Origin of the sequence: Candidatus Pelagibacter sp. HIMB1495, from assembly GCF_052047955.1 — a bacterium.
Lineage (GTDB): Bacteria > Pseudomonadota > Alphaproteobacteria > Pelagibacterales > Pelagibacteraceae > Pelagibacter.
Genome location: NZ_JBNAIQ010000001.1, coordinates 673,702 through 692,387, shown reverse-complemented (window position 1 = coordinate 692,387; position 18,686 = coordinate 673,702). Strand labels below are relative to the sequence as shown.

20 protein-coding genes and 1 riboswitch are annotated in these 18,686 nt (G+C 27.5%); of the genes, 6 read left to right on the top strand and 14 right to left on the bottom strand.

Going from position 1 to position 18,686, the window contains the following annotated elements; translation table 11 throughout:
• The first annotated feature begins 9 nt into the window (after positions 1 to 9).
• The 3 genes from ACTTAW_RS03580 (at position 10) to ACTTAW_RS03570 (ending at position 2,450) form a co-directional block, all read left to right on the top strand.
• Positions 10 to 756, top strand: a complete 747-nt coding sequence (locus ACTTAW_RS03580; RefSeq protein WP_440651167.1) for a sulfite exporter TauE/SafE family protein — start codon at positions 10 to 12, stop codon at positions 754 to 756.
• Between the two features lie 36 nt (positions 757 to 792).
• Positions 793 to 1,383 carry a putative 2OG-Fe(II) oxygenase gene (locus ACTTAW_RS03575; protein ID WP_440651166.1) on the top strand — a complete coding sequence of 197 codons (591 nt, stop codon included), beginning with the start codon at positions 793 to 795 and terminating at the stop codon, positions 1,381 to 1,383.
• 91 nt (positions 1,384 to 1,474) lie between these two features.
• Positions 1,475 to 1,537: riboswitch (SAM riboswitch) on the top strand.
• A 7-nt stretch (positions 1,538 to 1,544) separates the two neighbouring features.
• Complete coding sequence (locus ACTTAW_RS03570; protein WP_440651165.1) at positions 1,545 to 2,450, top strand: homocysteine S-methyltransferase family protein; 906 nt, start codon at positions 1,545 to 1,547, stop codon at positions 2,448 to 2,450.
• On the opposite strand, the gene ACTTAW_RS03565 is transcribed toward ACTTAW_RS03570, so the two are convergent.
• Positions 2,443 to 3,324, bottom strand: a complete 882-nt coding sequence (locus ACTTAW_RS03565; RefSeq protein WP_440651164.1) for a DMT family transporter — start codon at positions 3,322 to 3,324, stop codon at positions 2,443 to 2,445. The genes ACTTAW_RS03570 and ACTTAW_RS03565 overlap by 8 nt on opposite strands.
• On the bottom strand, positions 3,321 to 3,803 hold the full coding sequence (locus tag ACTTAW_RS03560) for a YbaK/EbsC family protein (protein WP_440651163.1): 483 nt from the start codon (positions 3,801 to 3,803) through the stop codon (positions 3,321 to 3,323). The genes ACTTAW_RS03565 and ACTTAW_RS03560 overlap by 4 nt, the downstream gene beginning before the upstream one ends.
• Positions 3,804 to 3,943: 140 nt before the next feature.
• On the opposite strand from ACTTAW_RS03560, the gene glnA reads away from it, so the two are divergent.
• On the top strand, positions 3,944 to 5,350 hold the full coding sequence (glnA, locus tag ACTTAW_RS03555) for a type I glutamate--ammonia ligase (RefSeq protein WP_440635040.1): 1,407 nt from the start codon (positions 3,944 to 3,946) through the stop codon (positions 5,348 to 5,350).
• A 7-nt stretch (positions 5,351 to 5,357) separates the two neighbouring features.
• Here the strand turns inward: glnA and ACTTAW_RS03550 are convergent, their stop codons facing one another.
• From ACTTAW_RS03550 to ACTTAW_RS03510, 9 genes are all read right to left on the bottom strand, one after another.
• Positions 5,358 to 5,528 carry a hypothetical protein gene (locus ACTTAW_RS03550; protein ID WP_179850436.1) on the bottom strand — a complete coding sequence of 57 codons (171 nt, stop codon included), beginning with the start codon at positions 5,526 to 5,528 and terminating at the stop codon, positions 5,358 to 5,360.
• Positions 5,529 to 5,600: 72 nt separating this feature from the next.
• Entirely contained in the window at positions 5,601 to 5,933 is a 333-nt protein-coding gene (locus tag ACTTAW_RS03545) for a HesB/IscA family protein (RefSeq protein WP_075506524.1), read from the bottom strand.
• Positions 5,933 to 6,232, bottom strand: a complete 300-nt coding sequence (locus ACTTAW_RS03540) for an SUF system Fe-S cluster assembly protein (RefSeq protein ID WP_075506523.1) — start codon at positions 6,230 to 6,232, stop codon at positions 5,933 to 5,935. Before ACTTAW_RS03540 ends, ACTTAW_RS03545 begins: the two co-directional genes overlap by 1 nt.
• Positions 6,233 to 6,234: 2 nt before the next feature.
• Positions 6,235 to 6,699 carry a Fe-S cluster assembly sulfur transfer protein SufU gene (sufU, locus tag ACTTAW_RS03535; protein ID WP_262589517.1) on the bottom strand — a complete coding sequence of 155 codons (465 nt, stop codon included), beginning with the start codon at positions 6,697 to 6,699 and terminating at the stop codon, positions 6,235 to 6,237.
• Positions 6,696 to 7,916, bottom strand: coding sequence for an aminotransferase class V-fold PLP-dependent enzyme (locus ACTTAW_RS03530; RefSeq protein ID WP_440651162.1), 1,221 nt, complete (start codon positions 7,914 to 7,916; stop codon positions 6,696 to 6,698). The genes sufU and ACTTAW_RS03530 overlap by 4 nt, the downstream gene beginning before the upstream one ends.
• A complete protein-coding gene (gene sufD / locus ACTTAW_RS03525; protein WP_440651161.1) occupies positions 7,913 to 9,151 on the bottom strand; it encodes a Fe-S cluster assembly protein SufD in 1,239 nt (412 codons plus the stop codon). Before sufD ends, ACTTAW_RS03530 begins: the two co-directional genes overlap by 4 nt.
• A complete protein-coding gene (sufC, locus tag ACTTAW_RS03520; RefSeq protein WP_440618646.1) occupies positions 9,151 to 9,885 on the bottom strand; it encodes a Fe-S cluster assembly ATPase SufC in 735 nt (244 codons plus the stop codon). The genes sufD and sufC overlap by 1 nt, the downstream gene beginning before the upstream one ends.
• A complete protein-coding gene (gene sufB / locus ACTTAW_RS03515; RefSeq protein ID WP_262589522.1) occupies positions 9,886 to 11,328 on the bottom strand; it encodes a Fe-S cluster assembly protein SufB in 1,443 nt (480 codons plus the stop codon).
• 1 nt (position 11,329) lies between these two features.
• Positions 11,330 to 11,755 (bottom strand): Rrf2 family transcriptional regulator, encoded by a 426-nt coding sequence (locus ACTTAW_RS03510; protein ID WP_440614619.1) that lies wholly within the window; start codon positions 11,753 to 11,755, stop codon positions 11,330 to 11,332.
• A 148-nt stretch (positions 11,756 to 11,903) separates the two neighbouring features.
• On the opposite strand from ACTTAW_RS03510, the gene ACTTAW_RS03505 reads away from it, so the two are divergent.
• A complete protein-coding gene (locus ACTTAW_RS03505) occupies positions 11,904 to 12,548 on the top strand; it encodes an alpha/beta hydrolase (protein ID WP_440651916.1) in 645 nt (214 codons plus the stop codon).
• Here ACTTAW_RS03505 and ACTTAW_RS03500 read toward each other — a convergent pair.
• Positions 12,545 to 13,690: an anhydro-N-acetylmuramic acid kinase gene (locus tag ACTTAW_RS03500; protein ID WP_440651160.1), complete on the bottom strand. Its 1,146-nt coding sequence runs from the start codon at positions 13,688 to 13,690 to the stop codon at positions 12,545 to 12,547. The genes ACTTAW_RS03505 and ACTTAW_RS03500 overlap by 4 nt on opposite strands.
• A 45-nt stretch (positions 13,691 to 13,735) precedes the next feature.
• Here ACTTAW_RS03500 and tyrS point away from each other — a divergent pair, with 45 nt between their 5' ends.
• Positions 13,736 to 14,965, top strand: a complete 1,230-nt coding sequence (tyrS, locus tag ACTTAW_RS03495; protein ID WP_440651159.1) for a tyrosine--tRNA ligase — start codon at positions 13,736 to 13,738, stop codon at positions 14,963 to 14,965.
• On the opposite strand, the gene ACTTAW_RS03490 is transcribed toward tyrS, so the two are convergent.
• Positions 14,962 to 17,598, bottom strand: a complete 2,637-nt coding sequence (locus ACTTAW_RS03490) for a hypothetical protein (RefSeq protein ID WP_440651158.1) — start codon at positions 17,596 to 17,598, stop codon at positions 14,962 to 14,964. The two genes, tyrS and ACTTAW_RS03490, sit on opposite strands and share 4 nt — an antisense overlap.
• Positions 17,595 to 18,686, bottom strand: a complete 1,092-nt coding sequence (gene prfB, locus ACTTAW_RS03485; RefSeq protein WP_440651914.1) for a peptide chain release factor 2 — start codon at positions 18,684 to 18,686, stop codon at positions 17,595 to 17,597. Before prfB ends, ACTTAW_RS03490 begins: the two co-directional genes overlap by 4 nt.

Here is an 18,686-nt window from a genome sequence, read left to right as displayed (position 1 = left end):
ATTTTTTTAATGATTATACTTACAATATTTTTTTTTATAACCGCAATATTATATTCGAGTATAGGATTTGGTGGTGGCTCAACTTATCTTGCTTTGCTTTTAATTTGGGATGTTCCTTACTATATTTTTCCAATTTTAGCTTTGATTTGTAATATTATTGTAGTTTCTGGAAATTCTATAAATTTTTTAAAATCAAAGAATATTAATTTTAATTTACTATATCCTTACTTAATTGGTTCTATACCTCTTGCTTTTATCGGAGCATCTATCTCAATTGACAAAAATTTATTTGAAATTTTACTTTTCTTTATTTTAATATTAGCTGGAGTCTTTTTACTTATTGAAAGCAAATCCTTTAACAAACAAGAAATTGTTGTTAAAAAAATACCCTTGGTTTTCTCAATATTAATAGGATCAATAATTGGTTTTATATCTGGTTTGGTTGGTATTGGTGGCGGGATATTTTTAAGTCCTATTTTATTTTTGATGAAAGCAGGATTACCAAGGCATATAACAAGTACTGCATCCTTATTTATTTTAGTAAATTCAGTATTTGGTATAGGTGGACAATTAACAAAGGATATGGTCTTCAACGAATTTTTCAATTACTGGCCACTATTTATTGCAGTCTTAATTGGTGGTCAAATTGGAAGTTTTTTAAATATAAAATTCCTATCTAACAAAATATTAGCTTTAATGACTGCATGCTTAGTAATTTTTGTCGCTATAAGAATGGGCATAACACTTATAGCTTGAGTTGAATTAATTATTTTTTGATATATTTAATTTCTCATGAAAAATTTTAAACCATTTGGGCCTTCAATAGGAAAATCTAAAATTTCTAAAAAATTTTTAGAAAAACTTAACAGGGAAGTTGACACAAAAATCTTCTCAAAATCAAATGATTATAGTCCAAAATTAGCAAGTCAAATTAGAAAAGAAGTTCAAATTTCTAAAAGTTTTATAAAGAAAAATTTAGAAAAAGAATTAATAAAAAATATTAAAATTTTTCTAACTAAAGAACATATTAAAAAAATTAAAGAAATTAGAATTTTAAATCTATGGGTCGTTAGCCAATATAAAAATGAGTATAATCCTATACATTATCATGAAGGAGACTTATCGGGTGTTGGTTATTTAAAAATTCCAAAACATATGACAAAAAATAAAAATGTTAAAAATAAAAAAATAAGAACAAATGGAACAATTGATTTTATAAATGGACAAAGAGCTTTTCTTTCAAAAAGTATTTTTAATTTGATACCAAAAACAGGCGATCTTTTAATATTTCCAAACTACTTAATGCATACAGCCTACCCCTTTAATATTGAGGAGGAAAGAAGATCGTTTTCTTTCAATGCTAAAATAATTTTTAATAAATAATTTACAAATTTTAAAAATATTATATAAGTCTAGTTGCCGATTTGATCCTATTGCGGGCATAAACTGCTAAAATGGAAATTCCCAATAGATCTAATTAGCAAGGTAGTTGAACTGTATTGTGCACCTGCATGTAGCTTAAGCACTAAAAAAGTGAGGATAAGATGGATAAAAATTTTTTTAAAACAACAAAAATTTTAGATGGTGGAATGGGTCAAGAATTATTGGCCAGAGGTATGGAGCCCAAGGGAACTTTGTGGAGTGCAAATGCTTTAATTGATGAAAAATACCACGACTTAATACTTAATATTCATAATGATTTTATTAAATCGGGGGCTGATGTAATTGTAACTACAACTTTTACAACGAGAAGAAAAAGATTGAGAGAGAATGGAATAGAAGATCAATTTAAATTCTTAAATAAGAAAGCCTGTGAAATTGCACAAAAAGCTAAATTAAATAATCCACATGTTAAGATTGCAGGAGGACTCCCGCCTCAAGATTTGACATATGAAGAAGACAAGAGAAGTGAAAAAGAAATTACAAAAGATCATTTGGAATTAGCAGAAATACTAAACCCTTCAGTAGATTTTTTCTATTTTGATGTATGGAGCAGTATCAAAGAAATTAGATGTGGAATAGAAGCTATTAAAAAATTTAATAAACCATACTTAGTTGGGGTTCATATTTCTGAAGGAAACTCTTTACCAAGTGGAGAAAAAATTTCTGCAATTAATTCAATAATTACCGAAAATTGCCTAGGAGTAATTCTGGCATGTGTTTCGCCTGAAAATTATGAGAATAATTTAGATGAAATTCAAAAACTTAAAGTTCCATTTGGTTTCAAATTAAACGGATTTATCACAACTAAACCAAAAGGTGGTTATACTTCTCAGTATAAAGAAAATGATGGATCGAACCCCAATAGTTTTTTAGGTCAAAGAAAAGATTTAGATCCTGAAAAAATATCAATTTTTGCAAAAAAATTTAAAGAAAATGGAGCAACTATTCTTGGAGGATGTTGTGAAACTCGGCCTTCACATATAGAGGCAATTAAAAACACTATTTAAATTTTGTACCTTTTCTTACAAAATAGATACCTGTAGCAACTGCTATCAATGAAATTATAACTTTAGTAGTAACCAATTCTTTTAAAAAGATATAACTTAAAATGGTACCAAATATTGGAATTAAATAAGATACTTGAGATTGAAAAATTAAACCATTGTTAATTAAAATTCTAAATCTCAATAACCAAGCAATTCCAGTAGATACCAACCCAAGATAAATAACTGAAATAGTAGAATCTAATCTTGGAACAGTTTCCCAAGGTTGTTCAATCAAACATACTAAAGGTAATAATATAATAGTAGCCCAAATCAAAATTGAACTGGTTACATTTTCATTTTTTTTCTTACTTATTTTTAATGTTAAAAGACCTCCAATTACATAACAAGTAGCACCTAACAAAATTAATAATGCTGAAGTAAAGTTATTTTCATTAATTAATAAATTATCTGAAAATAAATAAACTATTCCTGAAAATCCAATTAGAACTCCTGTTGTTCTAATTAAATTAAATTTTTCATTTTTGGTGTAAAAATGTCCCAGTACTACTGAGCTAAGTGAAGTTGATGACATTAAAATTGCTGCTAAGTTACTTTGAACAGATTTAACTCCATATGCTATTAAAAAAAATGGAGCTACTAAATTTATAAATCCAATCATTGCAAACCAATACCAATCTTTTGAAAATGCCTCGATTTTAATTTCTTTGTAAAAGCAAAGTAGTAAAACTGGAATTGAACCAAAAAAAACTCTTAGAAATGCAATTGTAACAGGACCAAATGAATAGGTTGCAATTTTAATATTAAAAAAAGCAGATGCCCAAATCAACGCTAACAACGTTAATAAACTATAATCAATTAGTTTTGGTTCTCTCATTCAATAATATCTTCTGGTGATCCGTTTGTTATTTCAATTAACTTATTATAATTTATTTTGAAAACAGCATTTGGATGTCCAGCTGCTCCAAATATATCTGGGAATCTCTCTAGACTTTTATCAATAAAGATTTTACATTGCTTTAAGTGACCTACTGGTGACACTCCTCCAATTGTATATCCAGTATTTTCTTTAACAGCTTCTGGGGATGCCATGGACACGTCTTTTTCATTAATAATTTTTTTTAACTTATTTAATGAGCAACGCTTGTCTCCAGATACCAAGCTTAATATATAGTTGTCACCTGCCCTAAAAAGCAAACTTTTAACAATAGCACCAACATTGCAACCCAAAGCTGTAGCAGCATCATTGGCTGTTCTTGCTGTTTTTTCTAAGACGATAACATTTAAATTTTGATCGAATGTTTTAAGAGCTTTTTCTGCCCTTTTTACCGGTTCTTTATTTAGTATTGATTCCATTGAATTTATAAAATTCCCTAATTTGATTGAGTAGATACACTACTTATGTAAAAAATGCATAGGTGTTATTTATTAAATAAGCATTATTTTTTAACTTTTTTTTGCTAATTAGGCTCCATCAAAATTACATAGGAGACAAAATGAGTGCAGAAAACGTTTTAAAATTTATTAAAGAAAAAGAAGCAGAATTTGTAGATCTAAGATTTACTGATCCAAGAGGAAAACTTCAACATTTAACTATGGATGCATCAATAGTAGATGCTGACATGCTTAATGAAGGAGTGTTTTTTGATGGTTCATCTATTGCTGGATGGAAAGCAATTAACGAATCTGACATGATTTTAAAACCTGATACTGCAAGAATGTTCATGGATCCTTTCACGTCTCATAATACTGTAGTTTTGTTCTGTGATATTTTAGATGCAATCAAAAAAGATCCTTACGAAAGAGATCCAAGAGGAGTTGCAAAAAAAGCAGAGGAATATTTAAAAGCATCAGGTATTGGTGATAAAGCATTTTTTGGACCTGAGCCAGAATTTTTTGTTTTTGATGATGTAAGAATTAAAAATGATATGAATGAAAGTGGATTTAAAATAGATAGTAAAGAAGGTCCATATAATTCAGGTAAAGAATATGAAAATGGAAATATGGGTCATAGACCTCAAATTAAAGGGGGTTATTTCCCTGTGCCACCTGTTGATAGTGAGCAAGATATGCGTGGTGAATATTTAAAAAATTTAAAAGAAGTTGGTATCAAAGTTGAAAAACATCACCATGAAGTTGCTCCAAGTCAACACGAACTTGGTATGTATTTTGGAACTTTAGTTGACCAAGCAGATAATGTTCAGCTTTATAAGTATGTAGTTCAAATGGTAACACATTCATTTGGAAAAACTGCAACCTTCATGCCAAAACCAGTTGCAGGTGATAATGGTTCAGGTATGCATATTCACCAATCTATTTGGAAAGGTGATACTCCTGTATTTTCAGGTGAAGCATATGCAGGACTTTCAGAAACTGCATTACACTATATTGGTGGAATTTTAAAACATGCTAAAGCGATTAATGCTTTTGCCAACTCTACAACAAATAGTTACAAAAGATTAATCCCTGGTTTTGAAGCTCCAGTATTATTAGCTTACTCTGCAAGAAACAGATCGGCATCATGTAGAATTCCAATTACCCTAAGTAAAAAAGGTGCAAGATGTGAAATTAGGTTTCCAGATGCAGCAGGTAATCCTTACCTAACGTTTGCAGCAATGTTAATGGCAGGTATCGATGGAATTAAAAATAAAATACATCCAGGTGAGTCTTTTGATAAAGATTTATATGAATTACCACCAGAAGAGGTAAAAGCAATACCAACTGTTTGTGGATCTTTAAGAGAAGCAATGGAAAGTTTAGATAAAGATAGAGAGTTTTTAACTCAAGGTGGTGTATTTACTGACGACCAAATCGATGCTTATATAGCTCTTAAGTTTGAGGAAATTCATAAATTTGAACATGCACCTCATCCTGTAGAGTTTGAGATGTATTACAGTAGTTAATATTTAATTACTGTCTGGTTGTTGCAATTGTATCTTTGTTAATACCTTTTTTAACAACGTAATCTTGAGTACCGTTTGCACCGGTCTCAACTTCTTTACGTAAATCTTTAAAGAAAGTTCTTTCTTTAATCGTATCTCTTAGGTTTTTAACAAGATTTTTAAATTCAAATTTATTCATACCTAGATATATATACTAGGTATGCATATGATGCAATACTGATATGCGTTAAATGGGAATATTCAACTTTTGCTAGATTTTAAAGGATTCCCCGCAACCACATCTTTCTGTTTCGTTTGGATTATTGAATACAAAAGAAGAAGATAGCTCTTCTTTTTTGTAATCCATTTCTGTTCCAAGCAAATACATAATAGCAGCAGAATCGACAAATACTTTCACACCTTTTTCCTCAATGACTTCATCATTTGGATTTACCTCTTTGGTATACTCCATGACGTAAGACATGCCAGCGCAACCTCCTGATTTAACTGAAACTCTTACACCTAAAGAGTCTTTTTCTGCATTAGACATAATTTCTTTAATTCTTTCCGCAGCATTATCACTTAATTTAATTATTGGATTCATTATAAATTTAACTCCAGTTTTGCAGCTTCTGACATCATGTCCTTATTCCAAGGTGGGTCCCAAACTAATTCAAGATCAACGTCCTCAATACCCTCAACTTGCATTGCGCCATCTTTAACTTCTTTAGGTAAACTTTCAGCAACTGGACAATTAGGAGTGGTCAAAGTCATTTTAATTTTTGCAAATTTATCATCCTCAACTTTTATATCATAAATCAAACCTAGTTCATAAATATTCACTGGTAACTCAGGATCATAAATTTTTCTAATTTCTTCAATAATTTGATCTTTTTTCGACATAATTAATTTTCTGTTTTAACCTCATCAGTTTTATTATCAAAAGCTGAGACTAGCGTATGCCAAGATAGTGTGGCACACTTTACTCTCATTGGATATTGTTTTACTCCAGATAAACACATTAGTTTTGTTTTTTCATCTTCTTTAAGATTTTCTGATTTAAGCTCAGGATTTTCTTTAATCATCCCCAAAAAATCTTCAACAATCTCTTTTGCCTCATTTTCATTTTTGCCTTTAATTAAATCAGTCATTATTGATGCAGAAGCCATAGAAATGGCACAACCACTACCTTCAAATGAAATATCTTCTACAATTCTTTGACCATTTAATTTTAAATAGACATGAACGTTATCACCACACAGTGGATTGTTGCCTTTGGCATCTTTATTAAAATCTTCTGTCTTACGAAGATTTCTTGGATTTTTTCCATGCTCTAAAATTATTTCTTGGTATAATTCTTTTAAATTCATTTTAAGTTAAATATCTTCTTACAGTTATTTATTGCATCATTAAGTTTATCTAAATCTTCTTTAGTATTATATATTCCAACAGAAGCTCTTGCGCTCGCTGGTATATTAAGTTTGTCATGTAAAATTTGACAGCAATGATGACCAGCTCTTATTGCAACTCCGTCTTCATCTAAAATTGTTGCGATGTCATGAGGATGCACACCCTCTAAAGTGAAAGACAAAACTCCACCTTTATTTTTTGGATTTCCAATTAATTGTACTGAATTATTTTTTTTTAATAATTCTTGGCCATACTCAACTAATTCTGCTTCATGTTTCATAACGTTTTCAATACCTACGCTCTCCAGAAATTTAATTGATTGATCAAAAGCAATAACTTGCGCTGTAGCCATAGTTCCAGCTTCATATTTATTAGGTAAATCACCATAGGTAATTCTATCTTTTTTAACCTCTCTAATCATTCCGCCACCTCCTTGGTAAGGAGGAAGTTCATCCAACCACTTTTTCTTACCATAAAGAACCCCTAATCCTGTAGGACCGTACATTTTATGACAAGAAATTGCATAAAAATCGCAATCTAAGTCTTGCATATCTAGCTTCAAATGAGGAGCTCCTTGGCAACCATCTACGACAACTATTATTCCTTTTGAATGTGCTAAATCAGTAATTTCTTTTACTGGTAATATTGCTCCAGTCACATTTGATAAATGAGTAATTGAAATAACTTTTGTATTAGGAGTAATTTTCTTTTCAATTTCTTCTAGTGTAATTTCTCCCTCTTCATTTATTTCTGCAAAATTAATTTTTATATTTTTAGATTTTCTTAAAAAATGCCAAGGTACATAATTCGAATGATGTTCTAGTTCGGTAATTAATATTTCATCACCTTCGTTTAAATGATTTTGACCTAATGTATTTGCAACAAGGTTTAATGCTTCGGTAGCACCTTTGGTAAATACTATTTCATTTTTATCTTTAGCATTAATATATTTTTGAACAGATGTTCTTGTATTTTCATATAAATTTGTTGCAGCAACCGCAAGATAATGAACACTTCTACCAACATTAGAAAATTGTTTAGTATAAAATTCATTAATTCTATCTACCACTACTTTTGGTTTTTGTGATGAATTTGCACTATCCAAATAAACTAAATCATTATTTTGGATTTTCTCATCAAATATTGGAAATTCTTTTTTAACTTGATCTATGTTCATACATTTATACCTGATAATTTTTTAACTAATTTTTTTACATCTTCATTAGAAATTTTTTCAATTACCTCGTTAAGAAAACCATTTGTTAATAATTTTTTTGATTCTGAATAACTGAGACCTCTAGACATTAAATAAAAAATTGAATTTTCATCAATATTTCCTGATGTAGATCCATGTGAACATTTAACATCGTCTGCATAAATTTCTAATTCTGGTTTAGCATTAAATTCAACACTTTCATTTAACAATAAAGCTCTACTTAATTGGTATCCATCTGTTTTTTGTGCTTCAGGACTTACAAAAATTTTACCTTGATAAATTCCTTTTGATTTATCATTCAATACACTTTTAATTAATTGATAACTTTTACAATTTTCTTTTTTATGATTAATTACAGTTTTTATTTCATGATGTTTTTCATTTTCTAAATTGATAATTCCATTTAATGCAATAGAACCATATTCATCATCTAGATTGCAATTGATATCTTGTTTTATAAATTTAGAACCTTCTGATAAAATAAAATATTCTAAATGACTATTTTTAGATAAATTGATATCTTTGTTGAAATACTTTATATTTTCTGAAGTATTTGAGTCTAGACTGTAATTTTTTAAAATTGAATTCTCTCCAATCTTAATTTTTTGTCTAAAATTAATGAAATTTTTTTCAGAATTTTCATTTAAAAAATTAACTACACACAGTGAACTGTCATCTTCTAAATTAATATCTACTCTAGAATTAATTGCAGAAGATTTTAAACCATCACTTAAATAATTAAATAAAATCAATGGTTTTTTAACATTGTAACCTTTTTTAATAGTAATTTTCGAAACACTAGTAAGAAAGGCTGAATTCAAATTTAAAAGAGTATTTTGATAAATAGTATCATCTAAGTCTAAATTTTGATCAACTAAGATTTTCTCTTTGTCTTCGTGTTTAAAATCAAAATCATATAATTTTCCATCAACAAAACTTATTTTATTATGTTCAAAATCTAGCGGAAAATCTTTTTCTTCAAAAACTTTTTTTTGATCAACAATAAAGTTTAAACTGTCAAAATTTTTTGAAATAATTTGATTTATATCTGAAAATTTCCAATCCTCATTTCTTTTATTTGGTAAACCTTTTTCAAAATAATTATTAAAATTTTCTTGTTTAATTTTTTTCTGACTATCAGAAAAATTATTTAGACTAATAATTTTATCAAAATTTAATTTAAGTTCATTTTGCATTAATTAAAATCCTCATAACCTACTTTTTCTAATTCTTTTGCTAATTCAAAATCACCTGATTTTATAATTTGTCCATTTTTAAGAACATGAACAAAATCAGGTTTGATATAATCTAATAATCTTTGATAGTGAGTTATTATTAAAAAAGAATTGTTTTTATTTCTTAGTGAATTAACTCCTTCTGAAACTATCCTTAAAGCATCTATATCTAATCCTGAATCTGTTTCATCTAGAATTGATAATTTTGGATTTAAGATAGACATTTGTAAAATTTCATTTTTTTTCTTTTCTCCACCTGAAAATCCAACATTAAGTTGTCGGTTTAAAATTTTTTCATCAAATTTTAGTTCTGCAGATTTTTCTTTTATTAATTTTAAAAATTCAATTGCATCTAGTTCCTTTTCGCCTCTAGCTTTTTTAATTGCATTTATTGATGTTTTTAAAAAAGTATTTGTATTAACACCTGGTATTTCCATTGGATATTGAAACGCTAAAAAAATTCCTTTATGAGCTCTTTCTTCTGTTTCTAATTCTAATAAGTTTTCTCCATCAAATGTAACTTTACCATTTATTTCGTAACCTTTTTTGCCTGACAAAATATTTGATAATGTGCTTTTTCCAGATCCATTTGGACCCATAATTGCATGAACTTCTCCTGGTTTAATATCTAAATTTAAACCTTTTAATATTTCTTTTTCATCAATCTTTGCTTTAAGATTTTCTATTGATAACATCTATCCAACACTCCCCTCTAAACTAATACCTACAAGTTTTTGTGCTTCTACTGCAAATTCCATTGGTAACTGCTGTAGAACTTCTTTGCAAAAACCGTTTACAATTAAACTAACTGCTTCTTCTTGATTTAGTCCTCTTTGATTGCAGTAATATAGTTGTTCATCACTAATTTTTGATGTTGTTGCTTCATGTTCTATATTTGATTTAAGATTTTTGTTCTTGATATAAGGAATTGTATGAGCTCCACATTTGTTACCCATCAATAAAGAGTCACATTGAGTAAAGTTTCTAGAATTATCGGCTTTTGAAGATATATCTACTAATCCTCTGTACATCATATCTGATTTACCTGCTGAAATTCCTTTTGAAATTATTTTACTTTTTGTGTTTTTTCCTAAGTGTATCATTTTAGTACCAGTGTCAGCTTTTTGATGATTGTTTGTAATCGCTATAGAATAAAACTCACCTACTGAATTATCACCTTTCAAAATACAACTTGGATATTTCCATGTAATTGCTGAACCAGTTTCTACTTGGGTCCAAGAAATTTTAGAATTTTTACCTTTGCATAATCCTCTTTTAGTAACAAAATTATAAATTCCACCTTTTCCATCCTTATCCCCTGGATACCAATTTTGAACTGTTGAATATTTTATTTCTGCATCATCAAGAGCAATTAATTCAACATTAGCTGCATGCAATTGATTTTCATCTCTCATTGGAGCTGTGCATCCTTCTAGGTAGCTTACATAACTTCCTTTATCAGCTATGATTAATGTTCTTTCAAATTGTCCTGTTTCTGATGCATTGATCCTAAAGTAGGTAGACAATTCCATAGGACATTTAACATTCTCTGGGATGTATACAAATGAGCCATCAGTAAAAACTGCAGAATTAAGAGTTGCAAAAAAATGATCAGTTGTAGGAATAACTGATCCAAGATATTTTTTAACTAATTCAGGATGTTTTTGAATAGCTTCAGACATCGAGCAAAATATAATTCCTTGCTTAGTAAGTTCTTCTTTAAAAGTAGTTGCAACAGAAACAGAGTCGAAAACTGCATCCACAGCAATACCATTTAATCTTGCTTGTTCTTGAAGAGGAATTCCTAATTTTTTATATGTCTCTAATAATTTAGGATCAAGATCATCTAAACTTTTTGGTTTATCTTTCATGCTTTTGGGAGCTGAGTAGTAGTAAAGATCCTGATAATCTATTTTAGGATATTTCGGTTTCTGCCAATCAGGCTCTTTTAATTGTTTAAATCTTTCAAAAGCTTTTAATCTAAAATCTAACATCCATTGAGGCTCTTTTTTAATATTGGAGATAAATTTTATTACATCCTCATTTAAACCCTTGGGGGCTTTTGTGTTTTCTATATCTGTTGAAAAACCATATTTATAATCTTTCAAACTATCTATTTCTTTCTGCCTACTATCCATACTATACTCTGTTCTCTTTATTATTTTTTAATAAGTCGTTTAAGCTTTTATTTTCAAAGAAAGTATTAATATGAACCTCAAGCTCATCCCATAGATTGTGTGTAATACATTTCGTTGCTTTACCATTACAACCTTTTTTAGATTCTTTTTTACACTGAACAGTTTTAACTTTCTCATCTACTGCATTGAAAATATTTGTAAGTTTTATTTCACTTGGGTCTTTTGATAAAATGTAACCTCCTTGATTACCTCTAATACTTTTTACAATTTGATTTTTTTTAAGTTTTGAAAATATTTGTTCTAAAAAATCTAATGAAATTCCTTGTCTTAAAGAAATGTCTCTTAATGAAACAGGGTTGATATTATCAAACCTTGCTAGATCAACTAATGCCATTACGGCATATCTTCCTTTTGATGTTAGTTTCATTTTTACCCTTAAAATGTGGGTTTTTATACATACCCGACTAAAATGGTCAAGTTTAAAAAGTAAAAAAAGACTACCATTTTGTCGCTCAGTTGTGATAAACGTAACTTTTTTTTGAGAACAATAATCAATTGCATATATGGATAATAAAATTTTAGAAATTTTCATACCTGGACCTGCTGGTAGATTAGAAGCTAAATATTATAAAAGTAAAAAAAATACTTCTCCTATTGCATTAGTCCTACAGCCTCATCCACAGTATGGGGGAACCATGAACAATAAAGTAGTTGTAGATACATTTCATACATTCATGGAAAATGATTTTTCAGTTTGCAGAGTAAACTTCAGAGGAGTTGGAAAAAGTGATGGAGAATTTGATAATGGTCAAGGTGAACTGGCAGATGCTGCAGCAGCACTAGATTGGTTGGAAAGAGAAAATTTTGATAATTCTCAATGTTGGGTATCAGGATTTTCTTTTGGTTCTTTGATTGCAATGCAGCTCCTTATGAGAAGACCGGAAATAAATAGATTTATAGCCATATCTCCACAACCTAATGTCTATGATTTTTCTTTTTTGTCTCCATGTCCAACATCTGGGATGGTTGTTTGTGGAAAAAAAGATGAATTGGTGCCAGTAGAATATATTACTGAATTAGATAAAAGATTAAGCGCTCAAAAAGGTATCAAAGTTGAATTCCAAACAATAACTGAAGCAAATCATTTCTTTTCTAAAACTGATGAAGCTTTAACAAAAACTTTGGATAAATATATAAAAAAAGAAACAGCTTTATATTAATAATTATTTACTAGTTTGCCTCCAATGACTGGAGCGTCACATCTTGTTGTACTTGGAAAAGAAATTGGTAAATTTAATTTAGATCTGATTGATAAATAAGCAAACGCTTGGGACTCGATATAATCTCCATTCAGTTCAAAATTATCTATCATATCAAAATTATATTTATTTAAATTTGAATTTCTAATAATTGACTCAATCAAAAATTTGTTCTTTCGACCTCCACCACAAAATAAATATTTGTTAGAATTATTTTTATTTAAAAAATTGATTCCTTCTGCAATCAAATATGCTGTAAATTCTGTAATTGTTGAACACCCATCCTCTAGAGATAAACCTCTTGCAAAAGATATATCAAATTCTTTAACATCAAGTGATTTTGAATAACTCTCAATTTTGAAATTATCTATTGCTTGATTTAGAATTAATTGATCAATTTTTCCAGATTTTGCAATCTTGCCATCTTCATCAAAGGTTAAATTTGAATTATTCCTGATCCATTCATCTATTAAACAATTACCTGGGCCAATATCATAAGCAATTAAATCATTTTCTATATTATTGGAAATATCATTTATTATTGTAGCATTAGATATTCCTCCAATGTTAACAATACAAATAGGTTGAGCTGAATTATATTTTTCTTTATTTAAAAAATTATTAACTAATAATCTGTGGTAAATTGGTGTTAGAGGTGCTCCTTGACCATTGTTATCAATATCTGTTTGTCTAAAATCGTAAATTACTGGTTTTTTTAATAATTGAGACAACAAGTTACCATCACCTAGTTGTTTAGTAATTTTTATTTGAGGGTTATGGAAAATAGTTTGACCATGAAAACCTATAAGATCAATTTCAATTTGATTTTTTAATGCTATTTTGCTGATCTTTTCAGCATGAAAAATAGTTAAAGCTCTCTCCAAATCACTCAATTCCTTAGAATATTTTTTCAAATCTTCACTACTTTTAATTTTGTCTCTTAAGGTTGATAATTGCCGATAGAGATCAATATCATACTTAAAGTATTGATCCAAAATTAGTTCTATTTCATCATATCCATCAGATTTAATTATTGAAACATCTACCCCATCCATAGATGTGCCGCTCATTAAGCCCATAGCTGAAAATAATTTTTTTTTCATTGATATTATTTTTAAAAAAAATTTGTATATAGTAACTATAGTCTTATGAATAAATTTTTAAAAGAATTTAAAGATAGAGGATATTTCTATCAATGTACAAGTGAAGCTGACTTATCTAATTTATTAGATAAAGAAAAAATTAAAGCTTACATAGGATTTGATTGCACTGCTGAAAGTTTACATGTTGGTAGTTTATTGCAAATTATGTGTTTAAGGTTGTTGCAAAAAAATGGGCATCAGCCAATTGTATTGTTAGGAGGTGGAACAACAAGAATAGGTGATCCCTCAGGAAAAGACAAAACAAGGAAAATTTTAGATGAAAGTGAAATTGAAAAAAATATTAAAAATATTCAAAATATTCTAAAAAAATTTCTAGATAATGACGATCCAAAAACAAAACCTATATATGTCAATAATTATACCTGGCTTAAAAATTTAAATTATATTTCTTTTTTAAGAGATATAGGAAAACATTTTACCATCAATAGAATGCTTACATTTGATAGTGTAAAACTAAGATTGGAAAGAGAACAATCGCTTAGTTATATGGAATTTAATTACATGATACTCCAAGCCTATGATTTTTTAGAATTAAATAAAAAAGAAAATTGTATTCTGCAAATAGGTGGTTCCGATCAATGGGGAAACATTGTAAATGGTGTCGAACTTATCAAGAGATATTCTAATAATCAAACATACGGATTAACGACACCATTAATTACTTTAGCCACAGGTGCAAAAATGGGAAAAACTGAAAATGGTGCTATTTGGTTAGACGAAAAATATTTATCAGCTTATGACTATTGGCAATTTTGGAGAAATGTTGATGACCGAGATGTAATTAAATTTTTAAAAATGTTTACTGATATTGATATAAGCGAAATCGATGCTTTAGAAGAAAAAAATATTAATGAATTAAAAATATTGTTAGCAAACAAAGCCACAGCTATGTTACATGGAGAAGATGCTGCTCAAAATTCTGAACAAGCAGCAAAAGAGGCATTTTCTGGAAATTCTTTGGGCTCCAACTTGCCAAGCGTTAAAATTGAAACAAAACAATTAGAAAATGCTATCAATATAATTGATTTAATAATTTTATCTAAAGCAGAAAATTCAAAAAGTGAGATAAGAAGATTAATTAAAGGTAAAGCTATTAAGATTAATGATGCTGTAGTTCCAGATGAAAAATTTATTATTAATCAGGAACTATTCTCAGAGAATTATTTAAAGCTTTCTATAGGTAAAAAAAGGCACATTAAGATTGAATTAAGTTAGTTTCTTTTAATTTTTTCAAGAGTTCTAGTTATAAATCTTGGAGTTAATGTTTTTATTGGGTTTACTGAGGTTTCAAGATCTTTTGGTGGTCCTTTTATTTTAAAACTTACTCCAAAAACACCCTCTCCTATTTTATCACCAACTAAAATTTTACCTAATAATGGAATTTTACTTATTGATTTATTTATAGTTGTTGCTGGCACCAAAGTCCCTCTTAGACTTACCAATTTTTCTTCTTCCACATAACCATTCATTAATATTGAAATAGCTGGGCCAATTGCATAGAGCTCATCTATTGTCATTAGATTTTTCTGGTTATTGAATTGCATTTCAAACTCATCAAATCTTATTCCTTCTCCAGTTAGAATATCGGCAATTCCTTGTAGAGAAGCTAGTGTTAAAAGTTTTGTCAATGCTGGAACTTCTTTTAATTTAAAATCAAATATTTTCAAATTTGAAACTGATTTTCCATTTATTTTTGTCGATATAAAATCTAAGTTACCTTCATCAAATCCTTTTATAAATTTATATCTTTTGACCAATGGTTTTGCTTTAGATGAATAAAGTTTAGTTATTTTTTCACCGTTATTCATTGTTTCAATAGAAAAAACTATATTTTTATTATTATCAAAATTTGCAGATAAATTTGTATCTACGACTTCATTATCTTTAATAAAAATTAACCCTTGTAAATTTTTAATAAAGTAAATTTCATCTATATAAACTTCATTCAGATTTATTTTTAAATTAAAATTGTTTTTAAAAATTTTATTTTCTTTTTCCTTTTTACTTTCAAGTAAATATGTTACTATAGAATTAGCATTCAAAAACAATCCATTTAATTTATAATCGTTTTGTTTTTGTCTTTGAATAATAAATTGATTATCTTTATTCTCAGTATCAATATAATCAAAATCAATTTTATCAAATCTATCTATTAAATAATCTTTATCTAATATTAAATTATTGATCTTAATTTTATTTCTCTTATCTAAAATACTTATACTTTCAAAATTTAAATTTTTTGAACTTTTTAATATTCCAGCAACTGATAAATTTGTTTTTTCATTTATATTTTTCTTATAATTTAAATTTTTAATTTCAAAATCTGTTTGATTTAAAATTAATTTTAAATCAAAATTGGTTTTTTCTTTATCATTAAGAACAAAGTAATTTATTTCATCATAGTTTTTATCAATTTTTATATTTCCATTACCTGAAAAAGTTAATGAACCATTTTTATATTTGATATTGATTTTATGATTTTGAAGGTTGAGAAATTTTTTTGTAGATGGGAAAAATTGTTTTAAGAATTCTTGATTTTTTAAATCAACACTTTTTAAATTAAAGTCAGATATGAATTCAAAATCCTTATCATTTTTGTTGTAAAAATATTTAAAATAATCAAAATCTTTATTAAGTTTTACTTTACCTTCACCTTTAAGAGTAAAATCTTTGTTTTTATACTTTAAATTTATTTTATGATTTTCAATATGTATTTGATCCTTAATAAGTGGAAAATATTCTTGAATAATTTTTTGATTTTTTAATGTTCCTTTTTTTATATTAAAATTAGTTTCAAATTCAATATCATTTTGCTCTCTTTTAAAAGTATATTCAATTTTATTTGTTTTATTATCTAACTTAAATTCACCTACACCATTAGCTATAAGAGCTTTGTTTTCATAAATTAATTTTAATTTATTATTATCTAATAAGATTTCACTATTTTGATTTGAAAAATAATTTGGAATTAAATTATTATCATAAATAACATTTTTAAAATTTATATCAGAGTCTATTTTTAAATTAGTAAATTTAAATTTATTAGTTATTTCAAAATTAAAAATATTCTCAGAACTAAACTGAGTTTTTTTTAAATTAAAGTTATTTAAATTTAAATTTAATATATTAATTAAATTATCAGATAAAAATGCCTCAGAATTTTGAATTTTACCTTCAACGTAATGACTATTATTCTTTTTGTTAACTTTTAATAATTTAGATGAAAAATTAATTTGATCTGATGCAAATTTAATATCTTTAAATAAATAGTTGTCTTTTTCTATATTAAATAAAAAATTAATATTATTAAAATCTAGTCCATTAAAAAATTTAAATGTTCCATCTTTCAATAATCCTTTAATTTTGTAATCATTTTTAATTTTTCCATTTTGATCTAAGTTAAGATTTAAATCTAAAATTACATGTCCTTTTTTAATGAAAGTTTCCAAAATTAATAATTCTGGTTTGTTACTTGTGGCTCTTATAAATTTTACAAAATCCTTTAATAATATTGACTTTGTTGCCACCTCAAAATTAGAGGAAACTAATTTATTTTTAAGAATAGAATCAAGTGATACTTGAGTTTTTATATATTCGAGCTCAAGTGGTCTATTTGCATAATATATGTTTGCACCAATAGTTTTTGCATTTATTTTAAGTTTAAGTGGATCAAGAATTAATTTTACTTTTTTTAAAGATACATCCAAATTATTATTACTTTGTACAACTGTGTCTTTTATCTGCTGATTAAATTTGTCGGTTTCTATTCCAACAATGCTTAAATAAAATATTAGTGATATTAAAAATCCTAGAAATAATAAAAAGTATTTAAAAATGTTTGTTTTCATTTAATTTTGTAAAGAGATTGTTCTAAAAAATCATCTAATTCTCCATCAAGAATTTTATCTGGACTTGTGCTTTCAAAATTTGTTCTGTTATCTTTTACCAATCTATAAGGTTGCAAAACATATGATCTTATTTGATGCCCCCAACCAATTTCTGACTTACTGTTTTCTGTACTTTGGTTCTCCTCTTCTCTTTTTTTAATTTCAAAATCGTACAATCTTGCTTTTAACATATTCATGCAAGTTTCTTTATTTTTATGTTGTGATCTTTCATTTTGACATTGGACTACTATTTTCGATGGAATGTGAGTAACTCTTACAGCGCTGTCAGTTGTATTTACATGCTGTCCACCAGCACCACTTGATCTATAAGTATCTATTCTCAAATCTTTCTCTAAAATCTCAACATTTATATTTTCATCCACTACTGGGTAAATCCAGACACTTGCAAAACTTGTGTGCCTTCTTGCTCCTGAGTCAAATGGAGAAATTCTAACCAGACGATGAATGCCTGATTCTTTTTTCAACCAACCAAATACATAATCACCTTCAATTTTTATTGTTGCTGATTTAATACCAGCTTCATCTCCTTTGTGCTCACTAATTAAATTTGATGTAAAACTTTTTTTATCAGACCATTTCAAATACATCCTTCTCAACATATCTGCCCAATCTTGACTCTCAGTACCTCCAGCACCTGCATGTATTTCTATATAGCAATCTAATGAATCTGCTTCATCTGATAAAAAACATTTGATTTCATTTTTTTTTACTTCTTTTTTTAAATCTTTAATATTTTGTAATGTTTCTTCCTGAACCGCCAGATTATTTTCCTCTAAAGCAAGCTCATTCAAATCATCAAAATCATTTAATTTTTGGATAGATTGATTTAAAGAATTTACTAAATCTTCGTAGAGTTTTTTCTCTTTTATAACTTTTTTTGAATTATCTTTATCTTGCCAAAAATTGGCATCCAACATTTGAGAATTTAATTTTTCAAGTTTTGTATAAATTTTATTGTTTTCAAAGATACTCCTTAATTCTTTGATTAATTTTATTAATTTCTTCTTTGAAATTTTGGTAATTATTAT